The organism is Ewingella allii (genome assembly GCF_044430645.1).
In the GTDB taxonomy this organism is placed as follows: domain Bacteria; phylum Pseudomonadota; class Gammaproteobacteria; order Enterobacterales; family Enterobacteriaceae; genus Ewingella; species Ewingella allii.
The window spans coordinates 248,656-271,531 of record NZ_JAWUDN010000002.1 but is presented as its reverse complement, the minus strand read 5'-3'; the positions used below and the strand labels follow the sequence as shown (position 1 = coordinate 271,531).

At 53.4% G+C, this 22,876-nt stretch carries 22 protein-coding genes and 1 other RNA gene; 11 read left to right on the top strand and 12 right to left on the bottom strand.

Going from position 1 to position 22,876, the window contains the following annotated elements; genetic code table 11:
• Positions 1-14 precede the first annotated feature (14 nt).
• On the bottom strand, positions 15-1,058 hold the full coding sequence (locus SBO83_RS07990; RefSeq protein ID WP_396131110.1) for a pyridoxal-phosphate dependent enzyme: 1,044 nt from the start codon (positions 1,056-1,058) through the stop codon (positions 15-17).
• 123 nt (positions 1,059-1,181) lie between these two features.
• Between SBO83_RS07990 and SBO83_RS07985 the strand changes: the two genes are divergently transcribed.
• The 5 genes from SBO83_RS07985 (at position 1,182) to amtB (ending at position 7,393) form a co-directional block, all read left to right on the top strand.
• Complete coding sequence (locus SBO83_RS07985; RefSeq protein ID WP_034792362.1) at positions 1,182-1,637, top strand: Lrp/AsnC family transcriptional regulator; 456 nt, start codon at positions 1,182-1,184, stop codon at positions 1,635-1,637.
• A gap of 125 nt (positions 1,638-1,762) precedes the next feature.
• The gene (locus tag SBO83_RS07980; RefSeq protein ID WP_396131109.1) at positions 1,763-3,580 is read left to right on the top strand and encodes a SmdA family multidrug ABC transporter permease/ATP-binding protein; all 1,818 of its coding nucleotides are present in this window, start codon (positions 1,763-1,765) and stop codon (positions 3,578-3,580) included.
• Entirely contained in the window at positions 3,573-5,357 is a 1,785-nt protein-coding gene (locus SBO83_RS07975) for a SmdB family multidrug efflux ABC transporter permease/ATP-binding protein (RefSeq protein ID WP_353503062.1), read from the top strand. The genes SBO83_RS07980 and SBO83_RS07975 overlap by 8 nt, the downstream gene beginning before the upstream one ends.
• 342 nt (positions 5,358-5,699) lie before the next feature.
• Positions 5,700-6,038 (top strand): P-II family nitrogen regulator, encoded by a 339-nt coding sequence (gene glnK, locus SBO83_RS07970; protein WP_009639071.1) that lies wholly within the window; start codon positions 5,700-5,702, stop codon positions 6,036-6,038.
• Positions 6,039-6,103: 65 nt separating this feature from the next.
• Complete coding sequence (gene amtB, locus SBO83_RS07965) at positions 6,104-7,393, top strand: ammonium transporter AmtB (protein ID WP_353503061.1); 1,290 nt, start codon at positions 6,104-6,106, stop codon at positions 7,391-7,393.
• A gap of 188 nt (positions 7,394-7,581) precedes the next feature.
• Here amtB and tesB read toward each other — a convergent pair whose 3' ends face one another.
• Positions 7,582-8,448, bottom strand: a complete 867-nt coding sequence (gene tesB / locus SBO83_RS07960; protein ID WP_396131108.1) for an acyl-CoA thioesterase II — start codon at positions 8,446-8,448, stop codon at positions 7,582-7,584.
• Between the two features lie 253 nt (positions 8,449-8,701).
• On the opposite strand from tesB, the gene SBO83_RS07955 reads away from it, so the two are divergent.
• The gene (locus SBO83_RS07955) at positions 8,702-9,298 is read left to right on the top strand and encodes a YbaY family lipoprotein (protein WP_396131106.1); all 597 of its coding nucleotides are present in this window, start codon (positions 8,702-8,704) and stop codon (positions 9,296-9,298) included.
• 72 nt (positions 9,299-9,370) lie between these two features.
• Here SBO83_RS07955 and SBO83_RS07950 read toward each other — a convergent pair whose 3' ends face one another.
• Positions 9,371-9,679, bottom strand: a complete 309-nt coding sequence (locus SBO83_RS07950) for an MGMT family protein (RefSeq protein WP_353503059.1) — start codon at positions 9,677-9,679, stop codon at positions 9,371-9,373.
• Positions 9,680-9,873: 194 nt separating this feature from the next.
• Here SBO83_RS07950 and ffs point away from each other — a divergent pair.
• Positions 9,874-9,970: signal recognition particle sRNA small type (ffs, locus tag SBO83_RS07945), an RNA gene on the top strand.
• 140 nt (positions 9,971-10,110) lie between these two features.
• On the opposite strand, the gene SBO83_RS07940 is transcribed toward ffs, so the two are convergent.
• The 3 genes from SBO83_RS07940 to SBO83_RS07930 all read right to left on the bottom strand — a co-directional run bounded on the left by SBO83_RS07940 (position 10,111) and on the right by SBO83_RS07930 (position 13,751).
• Positions 10,111-10,359 (bottom strand): hypothetical protein, encoded by a 249-nt coding sequence (locus tag SBO83_RS07940; protein ID WP_396131105.1) that lies wholly within the window; start codon positions 10,357-10,359, stop codon positions 10,111-10,113.
• 186 nt (positions 10,360-10,545) lie between these two features.
• Positions 10,546-11,895 carry an NCS2 family permease gene (locus SBO83_RS07935; RefSeq protein ID WP_353503057.1) on the bottom strand — a complete coding sequence of 450 codons (1,350 nt, stop codon included), beginning with the start codon at positions 11,893-11,895 and terminating at the stop codon, positions 10,546-10,548.
• Positions 11,896-11,963: 68 nt separating this feature from the next.
• Positions 11,964-13,751: an adenine deaminase C-terminal domain-containing protein gene (locus SBO83_RS07930; RefSeq protein ID WP_396131104.1), complete on the bottom strand. Its 1,788-nt coding sequence runs from the start codon at positions 13,749-13,751 to the stop codon at positions 11,964-11,966.
• 142 nt (positions 13,752-13,893) lie between these two features.
• Between SBO83_RS07930 and SBO83_RS07925 the strand changes: the two genes are divergently transcribed.
• On the top strand, positions 13,894-14,841 hold the full coding sequence (locus SBO83_RS07925; RefSeq protein WP_396131103.1) for a LysR substrate-binding domain-containing protein: 948 nt from the start codon (positions 13,894-13,896) through the stop codon (positions 14,839-14,841).
• 91 nt (positions 14,842-14,932) lie between these two features.
• On the opposite strand, the gene SBO83_RS07920 is transcribed toward SBO83_RS07925, so the two are convergent.
• From SBO83_RS07920 to SBO83_RS07910, 3 genes are all read right to left on the bottom strand, one after another.
• Positions 14,933-15,136, bottom strand: a complete 204-nt coding sequence (locus tag SBO83_RS07920) for an HHA domain-containing protein (RefSeq protein WP_034792706.1) — start codon at positions 15,134-15,136, stop codon at positions 14,933-14,935.
• A 54-nt stretch (positions 15,137-15,190) separates the two neighbouring features.
• On the bottom strand, positions 15,191-15,559 hold the full coding sequence (gene tomB, locus SBO83_RS07915) for an Hha toxicity modulator TomB (RefSeq protein WP_353503054.1): 369 nt from the start codon (positions 15,557-15,559) through the stop codon (positions 15,191-15,193).
• A 241-nt stretch (positions 15,560-15,800) separates the two neighbouring features.
• Complete coding sequence (locus SBO83_RS07910) at positions 15,801-16,154, bottom strand: hypothetical protein (RefSeq protein WP_396131102.1); 354 nt, start codon at positions 16,152-16,154, stop codon at positions 15,801-15,803.
• A gap of 404 nt (positions 16,155-16,558) precedes the next feature.
• Here SBO83_RS07910 and SBO83_RS07905 point away from each other — a divergent pair, with 404 nt between their 5' ends.
• From SBO83_RS07905 to SBO83_RS07895, 3 genes are read left to right on the top strand one after another with little or no spacing between them, the layout of a single operon-like run.
• Entirely contained in the window at positions 16,559-17,296 is a 738-nt protein-coding gene (locus tag SBO83_RS07905; protein ID WP_396131101.1) for an ATP-binding cassette domain-containing protein, read from the top strand.
• The gene (locus SBO83_RS07900) at positions 17,296-18,153 is read left to right on the top strand and encodes a metal ABC transporter permease (RefSeq protein ID WP_353503051.1); all 858 of its coding nucleotides are present in this window, start codon (positions 17,296-17,298) and stop codon (positions 18,151-18,153) included. Before SBO83_RS07905 ends, SBO83_RS07900 begins: the two co-directional genes overlap by 1 nt.
• Positions 18,154-18,178: 25 nt before the next feature.
• Positions 18,179-19,057, top strand: a complete 879-nt coding sequence (locus SBO83_RS07895) for a metal ABC transporter solute-binding protein, Zn/Mn family (protein WP_396131100.1) — start codon at positions 18,179-18,181, stop codon at positions 19,055-19,057.
• Between the two features lie 121 nt (positions 19,058-19,178).
• On the opposite strand, the gene ykgO is transcribed toward SBO83_RS07895, so the two are convergent.
• The 3 genes from ykgO to acrB form a co-directional block, all read right to left on the bottom strand.
• Positions 19,179-19,319, bottom strand: coding sequence for a type B 50S ribosomal protein L36 (gene ykgO, locus SBO83_RS07890; RefSeq protein WP_072009903.1), 141 nt, complete (start codon positions 19,317-19,319; stop codon positions 19,179-19,181).
• Positions 19,320-19,336: 17 nt separating this feature from the next.
• Positions 19,337-19,594, bottom strand: coding sequence for a type B 50S ribosomal protein L31 (locus SBO83_RS07885; protein WP_396131099.1), 258 nt, complete (start codon positions 19,592-19,594; stop codon positions 19,337-19,339).
• Positions 19,595-19,715: 121 nt separating this feature from the next.
• Complete coding sequence (gene acrB, locus SBO83_RS07880) at positions 19,716-22,871, bottom strand: multidrug efflux RND transporter permease subunit AcrB (RefSeq protein ID WP_396131098.1); 3,156 nt, start codon at positions 22,869-22,871, stop codon at positions 19,716-19,718.
• Positions 22,872-22,876 lie beyond the last annotated feature (5 nt).

Genomic DNA, 22,876 nt, shown 5'->3' with positions numbered 1-22,876 from the left:
ACTTTTGAACAAACTCAGCGAATTCCCGCCAGCTGCGCGCTGTAGTGGCTGATATCACCGATATTTGCCGCCACCCATTCCGTGTCGAAATAGGTATTCAGGTAGCGTTCGCCGCTGTCGCACAACAGGGTGACGATGGAGCCGGTTTCGCCTTTCTCGCGCATCTGTTTCGCCAATTGCAGCGCGCCCCAGACGTTGGTGCCGGTCGAGCCGCCAACTTTGCGCCCCAGCACCACCTCCAGCCACTGTACGGTCGCCACGCTGGCGGCGTCGGGCACGCGCATCATGCTATCGATAACGCTCGGAATGAAGGACGGCTCGGCGCGCGGTCGGCCAATTCCTTCGATTTTGCTGCTGCACTGCGCGGTGACGCTCGGGTCGCGCTGCTGGTAATAGTCGTAGAAAACCGAGTTTTCCGGATCAACGACCACCAGTTCAGTGTCGTAACCCTGATAGCGAATATAGCGGCCCAGCGTGGCGGAGGTGCCGCCGGTCCCGGCGCTCATCACCAGATAACGCGGCACCGGATTAGGCTCCAGCGACATCTGGCGGAAGATGCTGTCGGCAATATTGTTGTTGCCGCGCCAGTCGGTGGCTCGCTCGGCGTAGGTGAACTGATCCATATAGTGGCCGTTCATTTCACGCGCTAACTGCTCGGAGGCGGCGTAGATCTGGCTCGAATTTTCCACGAAGTGGCAGCGCCCGCCGTAGAACTCAATTTGCTGAATTTTGCGCGGCGCGGTGCAGGATGGCATAACTGCGATAAAGGGTAGGCCGAGTAAACGTGCAAAATAGGCTTCCGAAATGGCGGTGCTGCCAGAAGAGGCTTCAATGATCGGCGTATTTTCGCGGATCCAGCCGTTGCACAGCCCGTACAAAAATAGCGAACGCGCCAGACGGTGCTTCAAACTGCCCGAAGGATGGGTGCTTTCATCTTTCAGATAGAGCGCGATGCCGGGGAAATCGCTGAGGCTCAGGCGCATTAAGTGGGTATCGGCTGAGCGCTGGAAGTCGGCGTCGATTTCTTTTATGGCGTGATTTACCCAAGCATTAGTCATGATGAAGTCCGTCGGCAAAGAGATGTTGATTGCGCTTAGATTAACGCATTGTGCAGAGAAATAAGTTACTCTTTAACCCATAAATGATGACCTAAAGAGAATGATTTTCTCTAGGGGGGCGAATTGGTAGATAAAATTGACCGCAAGCTGCTGTCGATGCTGCAACAGGACTGCACCCAGTCCATCAACGTGCTGGCCGAGGCAGTGAACCTGACCACCACGCCTTGCTGGAAACGCCTCAAGCGTCTCGAGGATGAGGGTATTATTCGCGGCAGGGTGGCGTTGCTGGATAACGAAAAGCTGGGGCTGGATCTCACGGCCTTCGTACTGATAAAAACTCAGCACCACAGCAGCGATTGGTACCAACATTTTGTCGATCAAGTGGCAGCATTACCCGAAGTGCTGGGCTTTTACCGCATGGCCGGAGAGTATGACTATTTGCTGCAAGTGCAGGTGGCCGACATGAAAAGCTACGACAGCTTTTACAAACGTCTGGTAAACGGTGTACCGGGATTGATCGACGTGACTTCGAGTTTCGCGATGGAGCGGATTAAATCCACCACCGAGCTGCCGCTGTAACATGGCGCTTTCGCTGGCGAGGCGTTAGGGCCAGTTTGAAAAAAGTTTCATCTGTTTGGCATGTTAAGGATGGTATTCTTGCCGCTGCTTGATAATAAAAATCTTAAGAATATGGATAAATCTGCGTGAGACTCTTTGCTCAACTGGGTTGGTATTTCCGCCGCGAGTGGCGACGTTACCTCGGGGCCGTGGCATTGCTGATTATTATCGCTATTTTGCAGCTGCTGCCGCCCAAATTGGTTGGAATCGTCATTGATGGCGTGACCTCAAAACAGATGACCTCCGGCGTCTTATTCGCCTGGTTGGGTCTGATGCTGGGCACCGCCATTTTGGTGTACCTGCTGCGCTATGTCTGGCGCGTGCTGCTGTTCGGCGCCTCTTATCAGCTGGCGGTGGAGCTACGCCAGAACTTCTTCAAGCAGCTGAGTCGCCAACATCCGGCGTTTTATCTGCGCCATCGCACCGGCGACCTGATCGCGCGCGCCACCAATGACGTCGACCGCGTGGTGTTTGCCGCCGGTGAAGGGGTGCTGACGCTGGTGGATTCATTGGTGATGGGGCTGGCGGTGTTGATTGTCATGGCGACGCAAATCAGCTGGGAGCTGACGCTGCTGTCGCTGGTGCCGATGCCTATCATGGCGATTGTTATCAAGCGCTATGGCGACCAGCTGCATCAGCGCTTTAAAACCGCGCAGGCCGCATTCTCTTCCCTGAACGATCAGGCGCAAGAGAGCCTGACCAGTATTCGCATGATCAAAGCCTTCGGCCTTGAGAATCACCAATCTTCGCAGTTTGCCGACGTCGCCGCGGATACCGGCGTGAAGAATATGCACGTCGCGCGGGTGGATGCCCGTTTCGACCCGACGATTTATGTCGCCATCGGTATGGCCAACATGCTGGCGATTGGCGGCGGCAGCTGGATGGTGGTGCATGACCACCTGACGCTGGGCCAGCTCACCAGCTTTGTGATGTACCTTGGCCTGATGATTTGGCCCATGCTGGCGCTGGCGTGGATGTTCAACATCGTTGAGCGCGGAAGTGCCGCCTACAGCCGTATTCGCAGCTTATTGCAAGAAGCGCCGAGCGTGGTGGATGGCAAAACGCCTCTGCCTGCCGGGCGTGGCACGCTGGAGGTCAAGATTGATGATTTCCGCTATCCGGAAAACAGCCAGCCAGCGCTGCACGCCGTCGACTTTGTGCTCAAGCCGGGCCAGATGCTGGGGCTGTGTGGCCCGACGGGTTCAGGCAAAAGCACCTTGCTGGCTCTGATTCAGCGCCAGTTCGACATCACGCAGGGTGACATTCAGTTCCACGGCCTGCCGCTGACGGAGATCCAACTGGACGACTGGCGCGGGCGCATGGCGGTGGTCAGCCAGACGCCGTTCTTATTCTCCGACACCGTGGCGCAGAACATCGCGCTAGGCCGCCCTGATGCGACCCAGCAGGAGATTGAAGAGGCCGCGCGTTTAGCCAGCGTCCATGAAGATATTTTGCGTCTGCCGCAGGGCTACGAAACGGAAGTGGGCGAGCGCGGCGTGATGCTGTCTGGCGGTCAGAAGCAGCGTATCTCCATTGCTCGCGCCTTGCTGTTACAGGCTGAGATCCTGATTTTGGATGATGCGCTTTCCGCCGTCGATGGCCGCACCGAGCACCAAATTCTGCATAACTTGCGGACCTGGGGCAGCGATCGCACGGTGATCATCAGCGCGCATCGCCTGTCTGCGCTGGTGGATGCCAGCGAAATTCTGGTGTTCAGCAATGGCACCGTCGCCGAACGCGGCAACCATGAGCAGCTCTCCTCAAGGCCCGGCTGGTATCGCGAAATGTATCGCTATCAGCAGTTGGAGGCCGCGCTGGACGACGTTCCTGCGGACGATCTCCCGGTGGATGACCTTCCTGTGGATCAACAACCCCCGAGTTTGGTTGACATAAAACATGATTAAAATTCAGAAAAGCTGGCCGACGCTCAAAAGGCTTTTGAGCTACGGCAAGCCTTACAGCAAGCCCCTGTCAATTGCCGTGCTGATGCTGTGGGTGGCGGCGGGTGCGGAAGTGCTCGGGCCGATCCTCATCAGCTACTTTATTGATAATTACGTGGCGAAGGGCCAGTTGCCGCTCGGCATGGTCAGCCTGCTGGCGATAACCTTTATCGTGCTGCAATTCCTCGCCGCTGGCCTGCATTACTATCAGGCGCTGCTGTTTAACCGCGCCGCGGTGGGGGTGGTCCAGAGGCTGCGCACCGACGTCATGGACGCCGCCCTGCGCCAGCCCTTAAGCGCCTTCGACACTCAGCCGGTGGGGCAGTTGATCTCCCGCGTCACCAACGATACCGAGGTGATCCGCGATCTCTACGTCACCGTGGTGTCAACCGTGCTGCGCAGCGTGGCGCTGATTGGCGCCATGCTGATTGCCATGTATAGCCTCGACTGGCGGCTGGCAACCATCGCCGCGTGTATCTTCCCGGCGGTGTTCATCGTGATGGCTATCTATCAGGTGTACAGCACGCCGGTAGTGAGGCGTGTTCGTAGCTATCTGGCTGATATCAATGATGGTTTTAACGAAGTCATTAACGGCATGGGCGTGATTCAGCAGTTCCGCCAGCAGAAGCGCTTTGGGCAGCGTTTGGCCAATGCCAGCCAGTCCCACTATGCCGCCCGCATGCAGACGCTGCGGCTGGAAGGCTTCCTGCTGCGCCCGCTGCTGAGCCTGTTCGCGTCGCTGATCCTCTGCGGCCTGCTGCTGTTATTCGGTTTCAGCGCCGAAGGCACCATTGGCGTCGGCGTGCTTTATGCCTTCATTAACTACCTTGGGCGTTTAAACGAGCCGTTAATTGCGCTGACCTCGCAGCAGTCTATCTACCAGCAAGCCGTGGTGGCCGGGGAGCGCATTTTTGATTTGATGGATCGTACCCAGCAGCAGTACGGCAGCGACGACAAGCCGCTGTGCAGCGGCGAGATTGATATTCGTAATGTCAGCTTCGCCTATCGCCCGGATAAATGGGTGCTGGAGAATATCTCCTTGCAGGTGCCTTCGCGCGGCTTTGCTGCGCTGGTTGGGCACACCGGCAGTGGTAAAAGCACTTTAGCCAACTTGCTGATGGGCTATTACCCGGTGAATCAGGGGGAGATCCGCGTGGACGGTCGCCCGCTGTCTGAGCTTTCCCACACCAGCTTGCGCAAAGGCATCGCCATGGTGCAGCAGGACCCGGTGGTACTGGCGGAATCGGTTTTTGCCAACGTCACGTTGGGCCGCGACATCGATGAGGAGCAGGTGTGGCACGCGTTGGAAGTGGTGCAGCTTGCGCCGCTGATACGCGCGATGCCGGATGGTATCAACACCCGTCTCGGCGAGCAGGGGAACAATTTGTCGGTGGGGCAGAAGCAGCTGTTAGCCATGGCGCGCGTTCTGGTGCAAGCGCCAGAAATTTTGATCCTTGACGAGGCAACCGCCAATATCGACTCCGGCACGGAACAGGCGATTCAGCGCGCGCTGCGGGCTATTCGCCAGCAGACCACGCTGGTAGTCATCGCCCACCGTCTTTCCACCATTGTAGATGCCGATAACATTCTGGTGCTGCATCGTGGGCAGGCGGTGGAGCAGGGTAACCATCTCCAACTGTTAGCCGAAAAAGGCCGTTATTATCAAATGTATCAGTTGCAGCTGGTGGGCGAGGAGCTCGCCTCTTCGCAACACGAGCAGCCGGTCGCTGAAAACGGCTAAGCCTCTCGCGGTGACCTGACGGCCTCGGGTCACCGCGCCTCTCTTCTCTCTTATTTCTCAAGCTTTGCCCTTTGCCGTTGCACCAACTTCATGCAGCCTTTCTTTAGGTCAAATTTCCCTTGCACTGAAAAATAGCGTCGCGCACTTAAACAGTGCGCGAGAGGCTGGTCTATTTGCACCATTTTGAGCCTCGCACCTGCTGCGACTATTCCGAAATCCCGTCTTTAAGCCACAAAACGTCAGATCTCAGCTCGCAAACAACTCTGGCACAGCCTTTGCTTTATCCCTTTCGTATCGGCGAGAGTCCTCTCGCGGCAGGCTCTTAATTCGAGGAGTGGCAACATGAAGCTGGTTACTGTGGTGATCAAACCTTTTAAGTTGGAAGACGTGCGTGAAGCACTGTCAGCTGTAGGAATTCAAGGCCTGACCGTGACGGAAGTCAAAGGTTTCGGTCGCCAGAAAGGACACGCAGAGTTATATCGCGGCGCGGAGTACAGCGTTAACTTCCTGCCAAAAGTAAAAATCGATATTGCGATTGCCGACGATCAGCTCGATGAAGTGATCGACGTGATTAGCAAAGCGGCCTACACCGGCAAGATCGGCGATGGCAAAATTTTTGTAGCTGAATTGCAACGCGTTATTCGCATCCGTACCGGCGAAACCGACGAAGCAGCACTGTAATTTCGGCCTTATTACTTTAATCACTTTTTAAGACAGCAGTTTTTGAGAAACGGGGTGGGTTAACAATGAAAAAACTTCTCGCGATGATGGGGCTTGGTGCAACTGCCCTGTTGCCATCGATTGCCATGGCTGCTGCACCTGCGGTGGCTAACGGCGCTGATAACGCCTTCATGATGATCTGTACCGCGCTGGTACTGTTCATGACGGTGCCGGGCGTGGCGCTATTTTACGGCGGCTTACTGCGTTCCAAAAACGTCTTGTCTATGCTGACTCAGGTCATCGTGACCTTCGCACTGGTTTGCGTACTCTGGATGCTTTACGGCTACAGCGTCGCGTTCAGCGAAGGCAATGCCGTGTTTGGTGGCTTCAGCAACGTCATGCTGAAAGGCATCGGCCTTGATTCCGTCACCGGCACCTTCTCACAGTTGATCCACGTGGCGTTCCAATGCTCCTTCGCCTGTATTACCGTGGCGCTGGTGGTGGGCGGCCTGGCAGAGCGCGTGCGCTTCTCGGCTGTCCTGATTTTCACCGTGATTTGGCTGACCTTCTCTTACCTGCCAATCGCACACATGGTGTGGGCGGGCGGTTTCCTGGCGGCTGATGGTGCGCTGGACTTCGCGGGCGGTACCGTTGTACACATCAACGCCGCCGTTGCTGGCCTGGTGGGTGCATACATGGTGGGCAAACGTGCCGGTTTCGGCAAAGAAGCCTTCAAACCGCACAACCTGCCAATGGTCTTCACTGGTGCATCGATTCTGTATGTTGGCTGGTTCGGCTTCAACGCCGGTTCTGCCAGTGCAGCCAGCTCTATCGCAGCTTTGGCCTTCCTCAACACTGTTATGGCGACCGCGGGTGCAATCCTGTCTTGGACGCTGGTTGAGTGGATGGTGCGCGGCAAACCTTCACTGCTGGGCGCAAGTTCCGGTGCTATCGCGGGTCTGGTGGCTATCACCCCGGCGTGCGGTACCGTAGGGGTTGGCGGTGCATTGATTATTGGTCTGGTAGGCGGCGTTGCTGGCCTGTGGGGCGTGGTTACGCTGAAACATTGGCTCAAGGTTGATGACACCTGTGACGTGTTTGGCGTTCACGGCGTGTGCGGCATCGTTGGCTGTATCCTGACTGGCGTGTTCTCATCCAGCTCTCTGGGTGGCGTGGGTTATGCAGAAGGCGTGACCATGGGTCACCAAGTGTGGATCCAGCTGTTGAGCGTGGGCGTGACCCTGATTTGGTCTGGCGTGGTTGCCTTCATTGCTTACAAAGTGGCAGACGTGCTGGTTGGCCTGCGCGTTCCTGAAGAACAAGAGCGCGAAGGTCTGGACGTAAACAGCCACGGCGAAAACGCTTACAACCAATAATTGGTTAAGCGTCTGATTTCAAAGAAAGTAGTGCGCTAAATTCTGTTCGACAGAAACATAATAAAAAGCAAACACAACAACCTATCCGGCGTGCTAATAAAGACTTAACGGATAATGATGAAAGCAAAAAGGGGCGATAGAAATATCGCCCCTTTTTTTATGCATTTCCGATGCAGTTCTCAACCGACTTAAGGGATTTCGCGCTGGCGAATCACCCCCTCTTGCACGGTAGTGGCAATCAGCACGCCTTCGCGAGTGTAGAACTGCCCGCGCACAAAGCCGCGCGCGCCCGATGCCGAAGAGCTCTCAACGGCATACAGCAGCCAATCGTCCATTTTAAACGGACGGTGGAACCACATGGAGTGGTCAATGGTGGCCACTTGCATGCCCGGCTCAAGGAAGCCGACGCCGTGTGGCTGCAGGGCCGTGGGCAGGAAGTTAAAGTCCGAGGCATAACCCAGCAGATACTGATGCACGCGCAGGTCATCCGGCATCTCGCCGTTGGCTTTAAACCATACCGCGCGGTGCGGCTCTTCTTTACTGCCTTTTAGCGGATTGTGGAACTTCACCGGGCGCATTTCGATCGGTTTCTGGCCGATAAACTTGTCGCGCACTTTCTCAGGGATCAGGTGAGCAAGGCTCTTGGCGATATCCGATTCGGAGATTAAGGACTCCGGCGGCGGCACGTCCGGCATGGTGTTCTGATGCTCGAAGCCCTCTTCATGGCTCTGGAATGAGGCGGTCATGTAGAAGATCGGCTTACCGTGCTGGACGGCTTTTACGCGGCGGGCGCTGAAGCTGTTGCCGTCACGCAGGATTTCGACGTCATAAATGATTGGCTTACTGCTGTCGCCGGGGCGAAGAAAATAGCTGTGGAAAGAGTGGATACCACGGTCGCTAGGCACGGTTTGCTTGGCAGCGTAGAGAGCCTGCCCGACGACCTGCCCGCCAAAGACCTGACGCAAGCCAAGATCTTCACTTTGGCCACGAAACAACCCTTCTTCGATTTTTTCCAGATCTAGTAGATCCAGTAATTTTTGTAGTGCCTGACTCATAGGTGGCCTCATGAAAGTTAGCCTTTTGCCGCCTCGGAAAACTCTGATAAATCAATGTGCAGCATCAGGAACGATGGGGTATCTCATTCATAATAGTGGATAAAAGCATGGCTCAGAAGCTGATTTTGGTCAGCGACAGGAAAAGGTCAGTTTTTTGTGCCATGATTAATGCGCAAGGTGGTTAAAGCCACTACTCATAGTCGGCGTTTATTTGAGCTTGTCGACAAGCGAATAATAAAAAGGAGAACGATCAATGAAACTTTGGCAGATTGTAGGTGGAACCGCGCTGTCTCTCACACTGGCCGGTTGTGCATCGCACCCAGCACCAGCACAGGAAGCGCCCGCCAATACGTCGGCGAGTCCATCCGGGCCAGCTATCACCGGGCCAAACGTGTCGGGTACGGTTAACATCTCACAGCGCGTGGCCTTGCCACCTGATGCTGTGTTGACGGTAACTATGTCTGATGCTTCTCTGGCTGATGCGCCTTCACGCGTTATCGCGCAGAAAGTGGCACGCACCGGTGGGAAACAGGCTCCATTTACCTTTATCCTGCCTTACAACCCGCAGGATGTCCCGCCAAACGCACGCGTTATCTTGAGTGCGGCGGTGACGGTGAATGGTCATTTGGCCTTCATTACGGATAGCATCAAAGAAGTGGTTAACCGCGGTCAGGGTACCAAAGCTGACTTGCAGTTAGTCCCAGTAGCCTCAGTGCCTGTGACGACCAAGCCAACCGGATTAGGGCCAGAAAGCAACCCTAACCAACCGGGTCTTGAAACTCCTCCAGGTGCGCCAGGTGCGCCAGGTGCTCCAGCTCCCGCTCCGGCCCCGACTCAGCCAATGTATTAATAGTTAATTAATACCGAGTCAGTCGAGCAAAAGAAAAACACCGCCCAGGCGGTGTTTTTTTATGACCAGGATTCACCATTTCCAGCCATATTTCTCCAGATCAATCTGCCCGCCTTCGAACACAATGCCTTCTTCGAGCAGGGCCTGGCGCTGGCGTTTAAAATCTTCCCCTTGTTGAGAAATCTCGCCGTGACGATTGATGACGCGATGCCATGGCAGAGTGCTGCCTTCCGGCAATTTGCGCAGCACGCCGCCGACCTGCCTTGCCGCGCGCGGTGAGCCTGCTAACTGGGCGACATTGCCATAAGTGGTGACTTGACCATAGGGGATGGCGGCAATGATCTGTAGGACGCGGTGGCGAAAGTTATCGGTCTCCGACATGGTGGGCTCCTTGTGGGTTTCACTGCCATTATGCCGCAAACCCGTCTCGGATAAAGGTCATAACCGTGGTGGTTGTATAAGAAAACAACGGTTGTCGGCGGTTAACTTGCAATTGCCACGGCCATCACTGATAATGCCCACCGCTTCGATTATTCAGCAATGAGTCGCGAAGCCAACAACGACAATGGGGGCCCTGTTGGTTCTCCCGCAACACTAACTTGTTAACTCGGTCAGGTCCGGAAGGAAGCAGCCATGGCAGGTGTCGTGTGTGCCGGGATGTAGCTGGCAGGGCCTCCACCATTTCTGGCTCTCGCCGTTTTACGCTCATTCCCCACTTATTATTACTCCCCCAATTTTGTTAATTCATCGCTGAATAATCGGCGCAATTCATCGTGCAAAAAAAAAGCTGGGACTTAGCCCAGCTTTGCGTCTTAACGCGCTTTATTGGCTTGAGCAATCACCGAGCCGGCCAGCGTTTTGGCGACCTCACTTGAGGAGGCACTTTTTAAAGCTTTGGATGCAATAGCTTCCATCTCGGCACCGGTTTGGTTTTTAGAGCTGGCCTGCGAAAGCACTGAGCCTGCCAGGCTTTTTTCAAGCTCGGTGGCCTTGGGGTTGTTGAGGGTTTCTGCTGCGAGGCGGGCGACGTGTTGTGAGGATTGTTTATCGTTGCGAGTCATGTTTATCACCTATCCATGTGGTAAATAATCAAATATGTAGTATTCCATAAGTCAATAAATGACTAGATATGGTGTTTCATCTTAGGGTGATATGTTGGATTTCTACAAGACTATTTTGGATTTTGTGCCTTTGTCGTCGTAAAAAAGGGCACGTTTTAGGTGCCCTTATGGAGATTTATTTTGCGGCTAGTGATGGACTAAGGTGGCGAAGTAATAGGCTAATGGGATCGCCAAAATATACAGGCCAATCGGCACTTCACGGGCTTTCCCGGCCACGACTTTGATGATCACATAGAACAGCAGGCCACCGGCGATCCCCGTGCCGAAGCTGTTTGAAATCAGGGTGATCATCACCATCATCAGAACTGGCAGGCCATCAGTAAAATTGCCCAAATCGACTTTGCGCAGCCCGCTGAACATGTTCAAACCAATCAGAATTAATGCCGGTGCCGTCGCCTCTTTGGGGATCATCAGCGCAATCGGCGTAAACAGCAGCATCAGCAGGAACATCAAGGCCGCGGTCAGCGCCGTCAGGCCAGTTTTGCCTCCAGCTTCGGCGGCGGCTGAGGATTCAATCAGCGCCGTTGCAGCAGGGATGCCGACAATCGGCCCGAGTGCCGCCGCAATAGAGTCAACCACGAATGGACGATTAATGTTAGGCATGTTGCCTTGCTCGTCGAGCAACCCGGCCTCGCCGCCAACGGCCAGCGTGGTGCCCATGGTGGAGAAAAACTCAGACGCGAAGAAGATAAATAGGAAGGGCAGGAAGGCGATATTAATCGCGCCCATCAAATCGACTTTACCCAGCAGCGGCCCGACGGAGTGCGGCAGGGAGAACCACTGCTGCGGCAGGTGGGTGACGCCAAAAGGAATGCCAATCAGCGTAGCGAAAAGAATGGCCCACAGCAGCGCGCCGGGGATTTTTCGCGCCTGAAGAGCGACTGCTACCAACAGGCCGAGCAGGGCAATAATGGCGCCCGGCGCGGTGAAGTCACCCAAGGCTAAAGCGTTGGTTTTCACCGTCGCGGCCACCAAACCGGCATTGCGGAAACCCAATAAAGCCACAAAAATACCAATCGACGCCGTTAAGCCAAGCTTGATGGATTGCGGAACGGAGCGAGTAACCACTTCGCGCAGACCTAGCACCGTCATTACGAAAAACACGATGCCCGACCAGCAGGCGATGCCCAGCGCGATGGGCCAGCTGATGCCGTCCCCGGCCAGCGTAATGCCGACTAACACTGAACCGCCGATGCCCGGCCCGACCATAAACGGTAGGTTGGCATAGAACGCCATCAGCAAGCTTCCCAATACAAAAACGATAATGACGCCGGTGGTGGCGGCGCCTTTATCGATGCCGCCCGCGGCCAGCAGGCTTGGGATGACAATCAATAAATAGGCGGCGGCTAAGAAGCCAGTAATGCCCGCCAGACACTCAGTTTTAGCTCGGGTGCCGCGCTGCTGTAGTTTAAAACGACGCTGTAACCAGCTTTCTCCGGCTGGCGCAGCGGCCTGTTTAACAGAACTGTCACTCATGTTGGAAATCCCCTGAAACTTTATGTTTTTTATGATGTTGCGGTTGCTATCACTGTGTTGTAGTACGGCTAAATCTCGTCTTCCCACATTTCGAGGATCGGGTCGACTATTTCTCTTAACCCGCCATCGGTCAGACCTAAATCAGTCAGATGCGGACCGGCGTTGCAGGCCAAACAGGTGCCTTCGATGGCTTTGAAAACGCGATAAGGCGGCTCCCAGTCGGCGACTTTGGAACTCAGATCTCGCAGGTTTTTGAACTGCGCCGCCAGCTCGTCGGCCGGTAAATCAGAAAGCATCCCGGCGATTGGCATCGCCACGTGGGCCAGCAGTTGTTCATTTTGGCTCAGCGCCATGCCGCCGCCGCTAGCTATCAGCTGATTAGCTGCCAGCACCATATCCGCAGGATTTCGGCCCAGCACCACCAGATTATGCGAGTCGTGGGAGTAGGAGGTGGCAATGGCCCCGCGCAGTTCACCCCAGCCTTCCAGCAGCGCCATGCGCGGCGTGGCGTCATGGCGGCCATGGCGATGCTTGACCCAAATCAGGCTGAAGCCGTCAGGGATTTGCACCTCGCCGTCGCGCACGTTAACCACCACTTCGCTCCACTGGGTGAAGCGCGCGCCTTTGATGTTTCTCAGGCGAGCTTTGCCATTTTTCAGACCGGGAATGCGCAGCACAAAGTCGCCTGCCGACAGACTGGAGATGTGCATGGTGTCGCGCGGCGGCGTCACGCCGGTGGCTTTTTTCGGACTGAACAGCAGCTTGCCGTCTTGCGCCACTTTCTGCCCGCTCACGTAAACGGCTAAAGGATTGAGCGACTCCAGCGAGTCGAACACAATCATATCCGCCGTGCGTCCGGCGGCAATCAGGCCTAAATCAGCACGCTGCATGCGGATCGCCGCGTTGAAAGTCGCCATGCGTAGCACGTCTTCAGCAGGCAAGCCGTGGGATATCAGTAGCTTAATCAGGGCGATCAGGCCGCCTTTTTCCAACAGGAAATCGGGCGGGACGTCATCCGTGCAGAGGGTGATTTGCGAAGAGAGGTGCGGCAGGGTTTTCAGTGCCGCGACGATTTCTGGCAGTAGATATGGGTGCGAGCCGCGAATTTGCAGCGTCAGGCCAGCCCGCAGTTTCTCCAGCGCGTCTTCGGCGGAGGTCAACTCATGGTCAGAAGTGATCCCGGCGGCGAGGTAGGCTTGCAGCCCGGCGCCTTTCAAGCCGCGCGCGTGCCCTTCAATCAGTTTGCCGCTGCTCAGGCCAGCTTCGAGGATTTCAATCATGCGCTCGCTGGCGTTGAGCACGCCGTGCATATCCATCACTTCCGCCACGCCCGCGACTTCCGGCCAGCTCAGCATGGTTTGCATTTCACGCCCTTTGAAATCGGCCCCGGACATTTCCAGACCCGGAGTTGAAGGCACGCTGGACGGCGCGGCGCAAATCACTCGCAAAGGCAGGTCACGGCTGGATTCAACAGCATAACGCACGCCCTCTACGCCGAGTACGTTGGCTAATTCATGCGGATCCCAGAAAACCGTGGTAGTGCCTTGAGCCACTACGATCTCGGCGTAACGCTCCGGCGGCAGGTGGGAGCTTTCTATATGCACGTGGGTGTCGATAAAACCGGGAGAGAGCAGCGCTCCGCCAAGGTCATCGACATTTTCTGTCTGCAAAAACTCGCCGCAGGGGTGCACGCTGGCGATCATATTGCCGACTAGCCCGACGTCGGCGTCGCGGATCTCTCCTGTCACCATGTCGATGACGCGCGCATTGCGCAGTAAGCGGTCGAAGGGAATTTTGCCTAAAGCGGCCTGTACGGCGCGCTGGCGCAGGGCGATCGCGGGAGAAGAAACGGTCATAGGAGTAATCCAATATCGGCAAGTCATTGCGCTAATGTAGGCAGCGTGAAGAGCTTTGGACAGATGATTTATTTTATCGGGTTATAAGATGGGGTTATGCTGAGCAAACGTTTACTTTCTTTTGACTGGAACACGGGAAACTATGTCTGAACCCTGGCGTCGATTGCCTGCTTTATCCCTCAAACAGATACAATATTTTGTCACTCTGGCCCAGCTGCGCAGTTTTACCGAAACAGCCAATCGCTTGGCTATCAGCCAGCCGGCGTTGAGCAGCGCGCTGCGCCAAATTGAGTCAGTTTTAGGCGGGAAGCTGGTAAACCGAACCGCGCAGGCGGTGACGCTCACCGAGGAAGGCATTGCCATTTTGCCCCATGCCCAGCGTTTGCTGAACGCTGCTCACAGCGCGTTTGACGATATGCAGCAGATTATGGAGCAGGGCGGTGACGGCACGTTGAGAATTGGGCTGGTGCCTTCCGTCAGTACGCTACTTTTTCCCGCCGTTCCGCAGTTGCTTTCCGAACATTTTCCGGCCATGCGCGTTGAGTTTCACGATTTGACCAATGACGCCCTGCTGGTGGAACTTGAAAACGGTTCTCTGGACTTTGGTATCGGTGCCACTGACAGCACGGTGCCGGACAGCCTGACGGTCTATCCCCTGCTGGAAGACCCTTTTGTGGCGGTGATGCGCAAGGATGATCTATTAGCAGAAACGCACAATCTTCCGTGGCGGCAGTTGGCCAAAAGACCGATAGCGCTTTTTCTAAAAGGCAATGTCAGCCGATTGGTAGCGTCGCTGGTGGAAAGCCATAAATTGAACCTGAGTATCAATTACCGCGTGGATTTTCAGGAAACCCTCTATGGGTTGGTCCGATCGCGGCTGGCACTGGCTATTTTGCCTGAGTTATATACCGCAACGCTGAATGATGAAGAATTGAAGGTGGTTCATTTACAGCAACCGACCTTAAGCCGAACCGTGGCGATGATGCGAAAACCCGCTCCTTTGCGTTCGGCGCAAACAGAACAGTGTTTTCAGTTTCTATTACAGGCTTTTTTAGAAAGGATTAAGAAAGGGAATAAAGAGTTTCAATAATTGGAACTGATAAAGGAAGTGAATGTTTTGTCTGAATAATAACCATAGGGCCGCGGTTAAATACGGCCCTATGAAGTCATGTATGGAAACGTTACCGGACGAATTTCCAGACGGCGACAGGAACTTTGTCGTAAAGCTTATTCATTGTTAATTCTGCCAGGCGATGGTCGGCCGCAGAGTAAAACAACTCCAGTTCATCGTCGGAAAGCTCGTACTTATTTTTCTCAATAACGCGTTCAAGAGTGTCAATAGTGGTGCATTTTCTCAAACGCATCAAATAGTCGATTTTGTTCATCATGACCTTTTCATTATTTATCTAAATTACTGCTGGTGTTGGTTAAAGTATTACTTAAGTTTTCATCAGGGTACAGACATACTCACCTGAGAACATTCTGAATAATCGTTTTTTGGTCTTTTGCCATTGACGTAAGTCAGAATCGTTTATTCCGTAATTACTGAAGAGGGTGTAGGTATCGTCCAGGTACTCCTCAACCAAATCGGTCAGAGGGGTATCATCCGGGTATTTTATTTTAAAACTCATCACAAAAGAAGCGATGTGCTCGATCAGTTCATTAAGTTGCAGGTTTACCGCGGAAGTAGGGTCGTTGACCCAACCGTGGTGGCTATCCCCCAGCGTAGCTATCCCTTCATCGTACAGACTTTCATTCAGGAACCGCAGCTGCGCTATATCGTGTCGCTTAGGCGAGTACTCATCCATATCATCCCCTCCGTAATGGCTTATTCGGTGTTGACAACACTCTGTGAGTAAACAACAAAACTTAGTGGTTTCCGGGTACATCACTTACAACAGAACTCTATGAACTAAACCTAAAATATCAATGAGATTTAGCAATAATAAACACTTTCTTCAATAAATGTTGGGGGATAAGATTTATTCAAAACATTACGATTTAAATATAATTCATTTTGGCAATTATGCACCAATGCATTACTTAAAATTACAGTTCTTCAGCGGAAGTTGAACGTTGAGTATCAATAATATCAAATTCAAGCCCGTGGCCTTTAACTTTAAATGACACGCGCTCAGTGGTGAACTCATCTGCGTTAATGTCAAGGCAGGCATTGAAGATAGTCCATTTGAATCCATAACTCATCGAATACTGATCATTACCGATAGCTGTGATAGAGATAATCTTCAAAGAGTCAGGTGTATATTGAGAATTTTCGGAGTAATAACTCAAATCCCCAACTAAATCTGTTTCTATTTGTGAAAGATTGAGTTCAATAATCTTTTGCAAATACTCGGTTGAAACTTTGTTCCCATCGATTTCATAAGGGATTAATTTTTTCATCTCGTTCCCCATGTGAAAATAGCCTTCCTCTATTATCGCATGTTTTGGCGAGGTTTGCCCACGCAATGGCAAAATTCTTGCCTAACAAGGAAGAGTTATCTATATGATTTTTAAGTTTTTTATGAATGGTTAATATTTAATTACTTTTTCCTTACGTTAGAATTAAGCCAGAGGTAAATAAAAAAAGAGTGAAGATTTGAATCTTATTAATGGCTAGCAAGACACGAAAGATTACAACTTTGCGTCTTGAATAGTTGAACGTCATGTGATGTTATATTGTAACATTCATGAGGTTTATCGATGAACAAGACATTATTTACACTCTCCGCCGTGACCCGTTGCGGGGCTGCTGCCATTTTACTGGCCCTATTGTGGGGCGGTATCTATTGGGCTATTTCGCTGCCATGATTTCTGTCTCACAACTTAAAGTCGGCTATGACCGACGCGCCGTCGCGATGCCCATCGAGGGCAATTTTAGCGAAGGTTCGCTCACCGCCGTGATCGGTGCCAATGGCGCAGGGAAGTCTACCTTTCTCAAAACGCTGGCGGGACTTCAGCCCGCCATTTCCGGCAATTTATCTTTTAATACGGCAGGCAAGCCTGCTTCCCGCCCGCGCTTGGCTTATTTACCGCAGCAGGCAGAGCTGGATCGCGCATTCCCTATTAGCGTGTTTGATCTGGTAGCGATGGGCTGCTGGCCGCAAAGTGGCCTGTTTGGCGGAATTAATCGCCGCTCCGCCGAACGGGTGGAACAGGCGCTGGAAACCGTGGGAATGACATCCATGGCGCACTTGCTGGTTGGCGAGTTGTCTGGCGGCCAGCTGCAACGCACTTTATTCGCTCGATTGCTGATCCAACAAGCCCCGCTGATCATGCTCGATGAGCCTTTCACCGGCATCGACAGCCAAACCACCGAGCTGCTGTTGAAGGTGATTGCCCAGTGGCACCAGGAAGGGCGTACGGTGATTGCCGTGCTGCACGATATTTCCATGGTTGCGCGCCATTTTCCGCACGTTTTATACCTCAGCGCACAGCGTAATATTTGGGGGACCACCGATCACGTCCTGAGCCATTTCCCCAATCCGACCCACGCCTGTGTCTCCAACGACACCTTTACCCTCGCCGCTGGGGTTACTGCTTGATGATGTTATTCCACCTAATTGCCGACCCTTTTATTGAATTTGGTTTTATGCGCCGCGCGCTGATTGCCTGTTTGGCGCTCTCCATCAGCGCCACGCCGCTCGGCGTTTTTCTGTTACTGCGCCGGATGAGTCTGGTGGGCGACGCCTTATCCCACGCCGTTTTGCCCGGTGCGGCTATTGGCTATCTGATTTCCGGCATGTCGCTGGTCGCCATGGGCGTCGGCGGTTTTATCGCGGGTTTGGCCGTCGCCATGCTATCAGGCTTGGTGAGCCGCCGAACGCAGTTAAAAGAAGATGCCAGCTTTGCCGGTTTCTATTTGGGATCGCTTGCCTTGGGCGTCACGCTAGTCTCCCTGCGCGGCTCAAGTGTCGATCTTCTACACGTGCTGTTTGGCTCGATTTTGGCCATTGATTCTCCGTCGATCGTCATGGTCGGTATTATCACCTCCGTATCCGTCTTAGTGCTGGCCGCGGTGTACCGCGCGCTGGTGATTGAGTCATTTGACTCACTATTCTTGCGCGTTAGCGCAGGCAAATGGCTGGCTGCGATCCACGGGATATTCTTGGCACTGGTGGTGGTTAATCTGGTCGCGGGGTTCCAAATCCTCGGCACGCTGATGTCCGTCGGCCTGATGATGTTGCCTGCGGCGAGTGCGCGCTTCTGGGCGCGAGACCTGCCACACACCATTTTAAGCGCCATGGTGATTGGGGTGATCAGCAGCATTGTTGGCCTGGAGTGGTCTTATTATGCGTCGCTGCCGGCTGGCCCGGCCATCGTGCTAAGCGCCAGTGCCATATTCTTTATTTCAGTTTTATTTGGAACGCGCGGCGGCATGTTGACCGCCTCGCGCCGTTAAGCAGTACCACAAGAAAGGAGAAATGATGAAACGTTTACCTGTTGCTCTGGCAGTAGCTGCCCTGCTGTCGAGCCCACTGGCTATGGCGAAAACCGTCACCGCCGTGGCCAGTTTTTCAATTTTGGGGGATATCGTTCACCAGGTTGGTGGCGATCACGTGAAAGTGAATAGCCTGGTTGGCCCGGATGGCGACCCGCACAGCTTCGAACCTTCGCCGCAAGACAGCAAAGAGATCAATGCCTCAGATGTCGTGTTCGTCAGCGGCTTGGGTCTGGAAGGGTGGATCGACCGTCTGGTTTCCGCATCAGGTTATAAAGGCAAAGTGGTGACCGCCTCCGAAGGCGTGAAATCCAGTCAGATGGTTGATGATGGTAAAGAGATCACTGACCCGCACGCCTGGAACAGCATGGCGAACGGCGTGATTTATGCCACCAACGTGATGAACGCCTTGATTGCCGCGGACCCTGAAGATGCAGACTATTTCCGCAAACGGGGTGACGCTTATATCGAACAGCTGAAAAAGCTCGATGAGTGGGCGAAATCCGAATTCGCCAACGTCCCGCAGGAGAAACGTAAGGTTCTGACCAGCCACGATGCTTTCGGCTATTTCGGCCGCGAATATCACGTCACCTTTATGGCGCCGGTAGGCTTCTCAACCGAAGCTGAAGCCAGCGCCAGCGGCGTTGCCTCGCTGATTAAGCAGATCAAAGAAGAGAAGGTGAAAACCTACTTTATCGAGAACCAAACTGATCCTCGCTTAGTGAAGCAAATTGCTGCAGCGACCGGGGCTCAGGCCGGTGGTGAACTGTATCCAGAGGCGTTGTCTGGTCCGAAAGGCCCGGCGACCACCTATGAGAAAGCCTTTAAACATAATGTTGAGACTATCGTCGCCAGCATGAAGTAAGCACTAACCCTTTCCGCCGTTTATGCGGAAAGGGATACATCATTTCTGTAAAAAAGAAAAAGCCCCGTCCGGGCAAGCGGCGGGGCTTTTTTATTAAGGTGTTGGCGCAAAGCGTCGCCTTTTAGCGTTTTTTCTTCTTACCTTGTACCGCTTTAAATCGCGGGTTGGTTTTGCAAATCACATAAACTCGGCCCTTGCGACGCACCACGCGACAGTCTGGATGGCGGTTTTTCGCAGAGCGAAGTGAACTTAAAACCTGCATGACTGACTCCTAGCCGATTACTTCTTTTTGCCAAGGAAGCTGCCAAAACGCTGGTTGAAGCGCGCGGTGCTGCCTTCTTTGGAGAAGTCCTTTTGCTTACCTGTGTAGTACGGGTGAGATTGAGAAGAGACTTCAATTGTGATGTAAGGGAAGGTGGTGCCTCCCAGTTCGATGGTGCGATCGGTCTTGATGGTTGAACCCACTTTGAAATATTCATCGGCGCTGGTGTCGTGGAATACCACGGTGCGATAGGCAGGATGGATACCTGGCTTCATAATAACCTCAAATGTTATGTTATACTATAACAAATAGTATGCGCCAGTTGCTGCGTGGGTTCAAGTCTTGAAATAAAAAAAGGCCGCTATTCGCGGCCTTTTCAATTTGCTTCACACTGGATTAGTGTTTTGGTTGCTGCTCTACAGCGTGACTATGTTCGATATCCTCATTCTTCTTACCAAAGCGGCGGCGTACCACCACGAAGAAGACCGGAACAAAGAAGATAGCCAACAGCGTTGCAGTGATCATCCCACCCATTACGCCAGTACCTACGGCGTTCTGAGAACCGGAACCTGCACCGCTACTGATAACCAGTGGCATAACACCGAGGATAAATGCCAGTGATGTCATCAGAATTGGACGCAAACGCATACGAACCGCTTCGAGAGTCGACTCAACCAGACCTTTGCCTTCCTTGTCCATCAAGTCTTTGGCGAATTCCACAATCAAGATTGCGTTCTTCGCCGACAGCCCGATGGTGGTCAACAGGCCTACCTGGAAGTAAACGTCATTGCTCAGACCACGCATAGTTGCTGCGATCAAGGCACCGACTACGCCCAGCGGAACAACCAGCATGACCGAGAATGGAATCGACCAGCTTTCATACAGCGCTGCCAGACAGAGGAATACCACAATCAGCGAGATAGCATACAGGGCAGGGGCCTGATTACCTGACAAACGTTCCTGATAAGAAAGGCCTGTCCAGTCAAAGCCGATACCATTTGGCAGCTTCGATGCTAAAGATTCCATCATTGCCATGGCATCACCACTACTCTTGCCCGGTGCCGGCTGACCAAGGATTTCCATCGATGGCAGACCGTTATAGCGTTCAAGACGTGGCGAACCGTATTCCCACTTCATGCTAGAGAAGGCTGAGAACGGCACCATCTGACCTGAACTACCACGAACATAGAGGTTGTTAATGTCTGATGGCAGCATGCGGTATTTGTTTTCCGCCTGCACGTACACTTTCTTCACGCGGCCACGGTCGATGAAGTCATTGACGTAACTACCGCCGATTGACGCACCCAGCGTGGTGTTGATGTCAGACAGTGAAACGCCCAGCGCCGACGCTTTCTCTTGGTCGATTTCCACTTTGAACTGTGGCGTATCTTCCAGACCGTTAGGACGAACCTGCGTCAGCAAGTCAGGGTGTTGCGCGACCATGCCGAGCAGTTGGTTACGCGCCTGAGTCAGTTTGTCGTGACCCAAGTTAGCCTGGTCAATCAACTCGAAGTCGAAGCCGCTGGCTGTACCCAATTCCACGATAGCTGGCAGGTTGAACGCGAACACCAAACCGTCTTTGATTTGACTGAAAGCACCCATCGCACGCGCCGCAATCGCCGGAACTTTGTTTTCAGCGCCGCTACGATCGGCCCAGTCTTTCAGACTGATAAACGCAATACCGGTGTTCTGACCACGACCTGCGAAACCAAAGCCATTAACGGTAAAGACCGATTCAACGTTGGCTTTCTCTTTAGTCAGATAGTAATTACTGACTTCATCCAACACCTTCTGCGTACGTTCCTGAGTGGCACCCGCCGGTAGCTGGGCCATGGTCAGGAATACACCCTGGTCTTCTTCTGGTAAGAACGAAGTCGGCAGGCGGATAAACAGGAATGCCATGCCCACAACGATCAGCAGATACAGAATCAAGTAACGACCGGTGCTGCGCAGAATGTTGCCTACGCTGTCGGTATAGTGATGCGTACTTTGGTCGAATTTCTTGTTAAACCAGCCGAAGAAGCCTTTTTTCTCGCCGTGGTCACCCTTGGCGATAGGTTTCAGCATGGTGGCACAAAGTGCCGGAGTCAGGATCATCGCTACCAGTACTGACAGCACCATCGCGGAAACAATGGTGATGGAGAACTGACGGTAGATAACGCCGGTTGAACCACCGAAGAACGCCATCGGGATAAATACCGCTGACAGAACCATGGCAATACCGACCAGTGCACCCTGAATCTGCTCCATTGATCGTTTGGTGGCTTCTTTCGGCGGCAGGCCCTCTTCGACCATAACGCGCTCGACGTTTTCTACCACCACGATGGCGTCATCCACCAATAGCCCTATCGCAAGCACCATACCGAACATCGTTAGGGTGTTTATCGAATAACCAAACGCGGACAAAATCGCAAAAGTACCTAACAACACGACCGGCACGGCAATCGTTGGGATAAGCGTTGCGCGGAAGTTTTGCAGGAACAGGTACATTACCAAGAAGACCAATATGATGGCTTCTAACAGGGTTTTCCCTACTTCTTGAATCGAAATCTTAACAAATGGCGTGGTGTCGTATGGATAAACCACTTTCAAGCCAGCAGGGAAGAACGATTGCAGTTTTCCAAGCGTAGCTTTTACTGAGGCTGCGGTATCCAGGGCGTTAGCGCCTGTTGCCAGTTTAATCCCCAGACCTGCTGCCGGTTGGCCGTTAAAGCGCGCAACCACGTCGTAGTTTTCACCACCCAGCTGGATTTTAGCCACGTCTTTCAGGCGAACCTGAGAGCCATCTGGATTCACTTTCAGAATGATTTTGCCGAACTCATCCGCAGACTTCAGACGGGTCTGAGCAACGATTGATGAGTTAAGCTGCTGGCCGGGAACTGGTGGTGTACCACCCAACTGGCCCGCTGCAATCTGGTTGTTCTGAACTTTAATCGCATTGATAACATCAACCGGCGTGAGCTGGAAGTTGTTGAGCTTGTTCGGGTCCATCCAGATACGCATCGCGTACTGAGCACCAAACAGCTGAACGTCACCAACACCCGCAGTACGGCTGATAGGATCTTTAATGTTTGAACCCACGTAGTCGGCGATATCATCCTGAGACATGGTGCCGTCAGTGGAGATAAAGCCCGCAACCATTAAGAAGCTGCTACTGGATTTTTCAACCGAAATACCTTGCTGCTGAACTTCTTGCGGCAGCAACGGCGTTGCTAGCTGCAGTTTGTTCTGCACCTGTACCTGGGCAATATCTGCGTCAGTACCGGAAGCAAAGGTCAGGGTTATCTGAACCGTACCTGATGAATCACTGGTCGACGACATGTACATCATGTTGTCGATACCGTTCATGTTTTGTTCGATAACCTGAGTGACGGTGTCCTGAACCGTTTGTGCATCAGCACCTGGATAAGTAGCCGTCAACTGGATCGCTGGCGGCGCAACGGTTGGATACTGCGCGATAGGTAGCGAGATTATCGCTAATCCCCCCGCCAACATGATGATGATGGCGATAACCCACGCAAATATCGGGCGATCTATAAAAAACTTAGCCATGAATT

Coding starts and splice junctions, on each gene's coding strand:
- SBO83_RS07940 (WP_396131105.1), bottom strand. CDS start 10,359: ATGACTCGCAACGATAAACAATCCTCACAACACGTCGCCCGCCTCGCA.
- SBO83_RS07990 (WP_396131110.1), bottom strand. CDS start 1,058: ATGACTAATGCTTGGGTAAATCACGCCATAAAAGAAATCGACGCCGAC.
- SBO83_RS07950 (WP_353503059.1), bottom strand. CDS start 9,679: ATGTCGGAGACCGATAACTTTCGCCACCGCGTCCTACAGATCATTGCC.
- SBO83_RS07905 (WP_396131101.1), top strand. CDS start 16,559: ATGATTTCTGTCTCACAACTTAAAGTCGGCTATGACCGACGCGCCGTC.
- SBO83_RS07925 (WP_396131103.1), top strand. CDS start 13,894: ATGTCTGAACCCTGGCGTCGATTGCCTGCTTTATCCCTCAAACAGATA.
- amtB (WP_353503061.1), top strand. CDS start 6,104: ATGAAAAAACTTCTCGCGATGATGGGGCTTGGTGCAACTGCCCTGTTG.
- SBO83_RS07935 (WP_353503057.1), bottom strand. CDS start 11,895: ATGAGTGACAGTTCTGTTAAACAGGCCGCTGCGCCAGCCGGAGAAAGC.
- SBO83_RS07920 (WP_034792706.1), bottom strand. CDS start 15,136: ATGAACAAAATCGACTATTTGATGCGTTTGAGAAAATGCACCACTATT.
- SBO83_RS07930 (WP_396131104.1), bottom strand. CDS start 13,751: ATGACCGTTTCTTCTCCCGCGATCGCCCTGCGCCAGCGCGCCGTACAG.
- SBO83_RS07885 (WP_396131099.1), bottom strand. CDS start 19,594: ATGAAGCCAGGTATCCATCCTGCCTATCGCACCGTGGTATTCCACGAC.
- ykgO (WP_072009903.1), bottom strand. CDS start 19,319: ATGCAGGTTTTAAGTTCACTTCGCTCTGCGAAAAACCGCCATCCAGAC.
- glnK (WP_009639071.1), top strand. CDS start 5,700: ATGAAGCTGGTTACTGTGGTGATCAAACCTTTTAAGTTGGAAGACGTG.
- acrB (WP_396131098.1), bottom strand. CDS start 22,871: ATGGCTAAGTTTTTTATAGATCGCCCGATATTTGCGTGGGTTATCGCC.
- SBO83_RS07900 (WP_353503051.1), top strand. CDS start 17,296: ATGATGTTATTCCACCTAATTGCCGACCCTTTTATTGAATTTGGTTTT.
- tesB (WP_396131108.1), bottom strand. CDS start 8,448: ATGAGTCAGGCACTACAAAAATTACTGGATCTACTAGATCTGGAAAAA.
- SBO83_RS07895 (WP_396131100.1), top strand. CDS start 18,179: ATGAAACGTTTACCTGTTGCTCTGGCAGTAGCTGCCCTGCTGTCGAGC.
- SBO83_RS07910 (WP_396131102.1), bottom strand. CDS start 16,154: ATGAAAAAATTAATCCCTTATGAAATCGATGGGAACAAAGTTTCAACC.
- SBO83_RS07975 (WP_353503062.1), top strand. CDS start 3,573: ATGATTAAAATTCAGAAAAGCTGGCCGACGCTCAAAAGGCTTTTGAGC.
- tomB (WP_353503054.1), bottom strand. CDS start 15,559: ATGGATGAGTACTCGCCTAAGCGACACGATATAGCGCAGCTGCGGTTC.
- SBO83_RS07955 (WP_396131106.1), top strand. CDS start 8,702: ATGAAACTTTGGCAGATTGTAGGTGGAACCGCGCTGTCTCTCACACTG.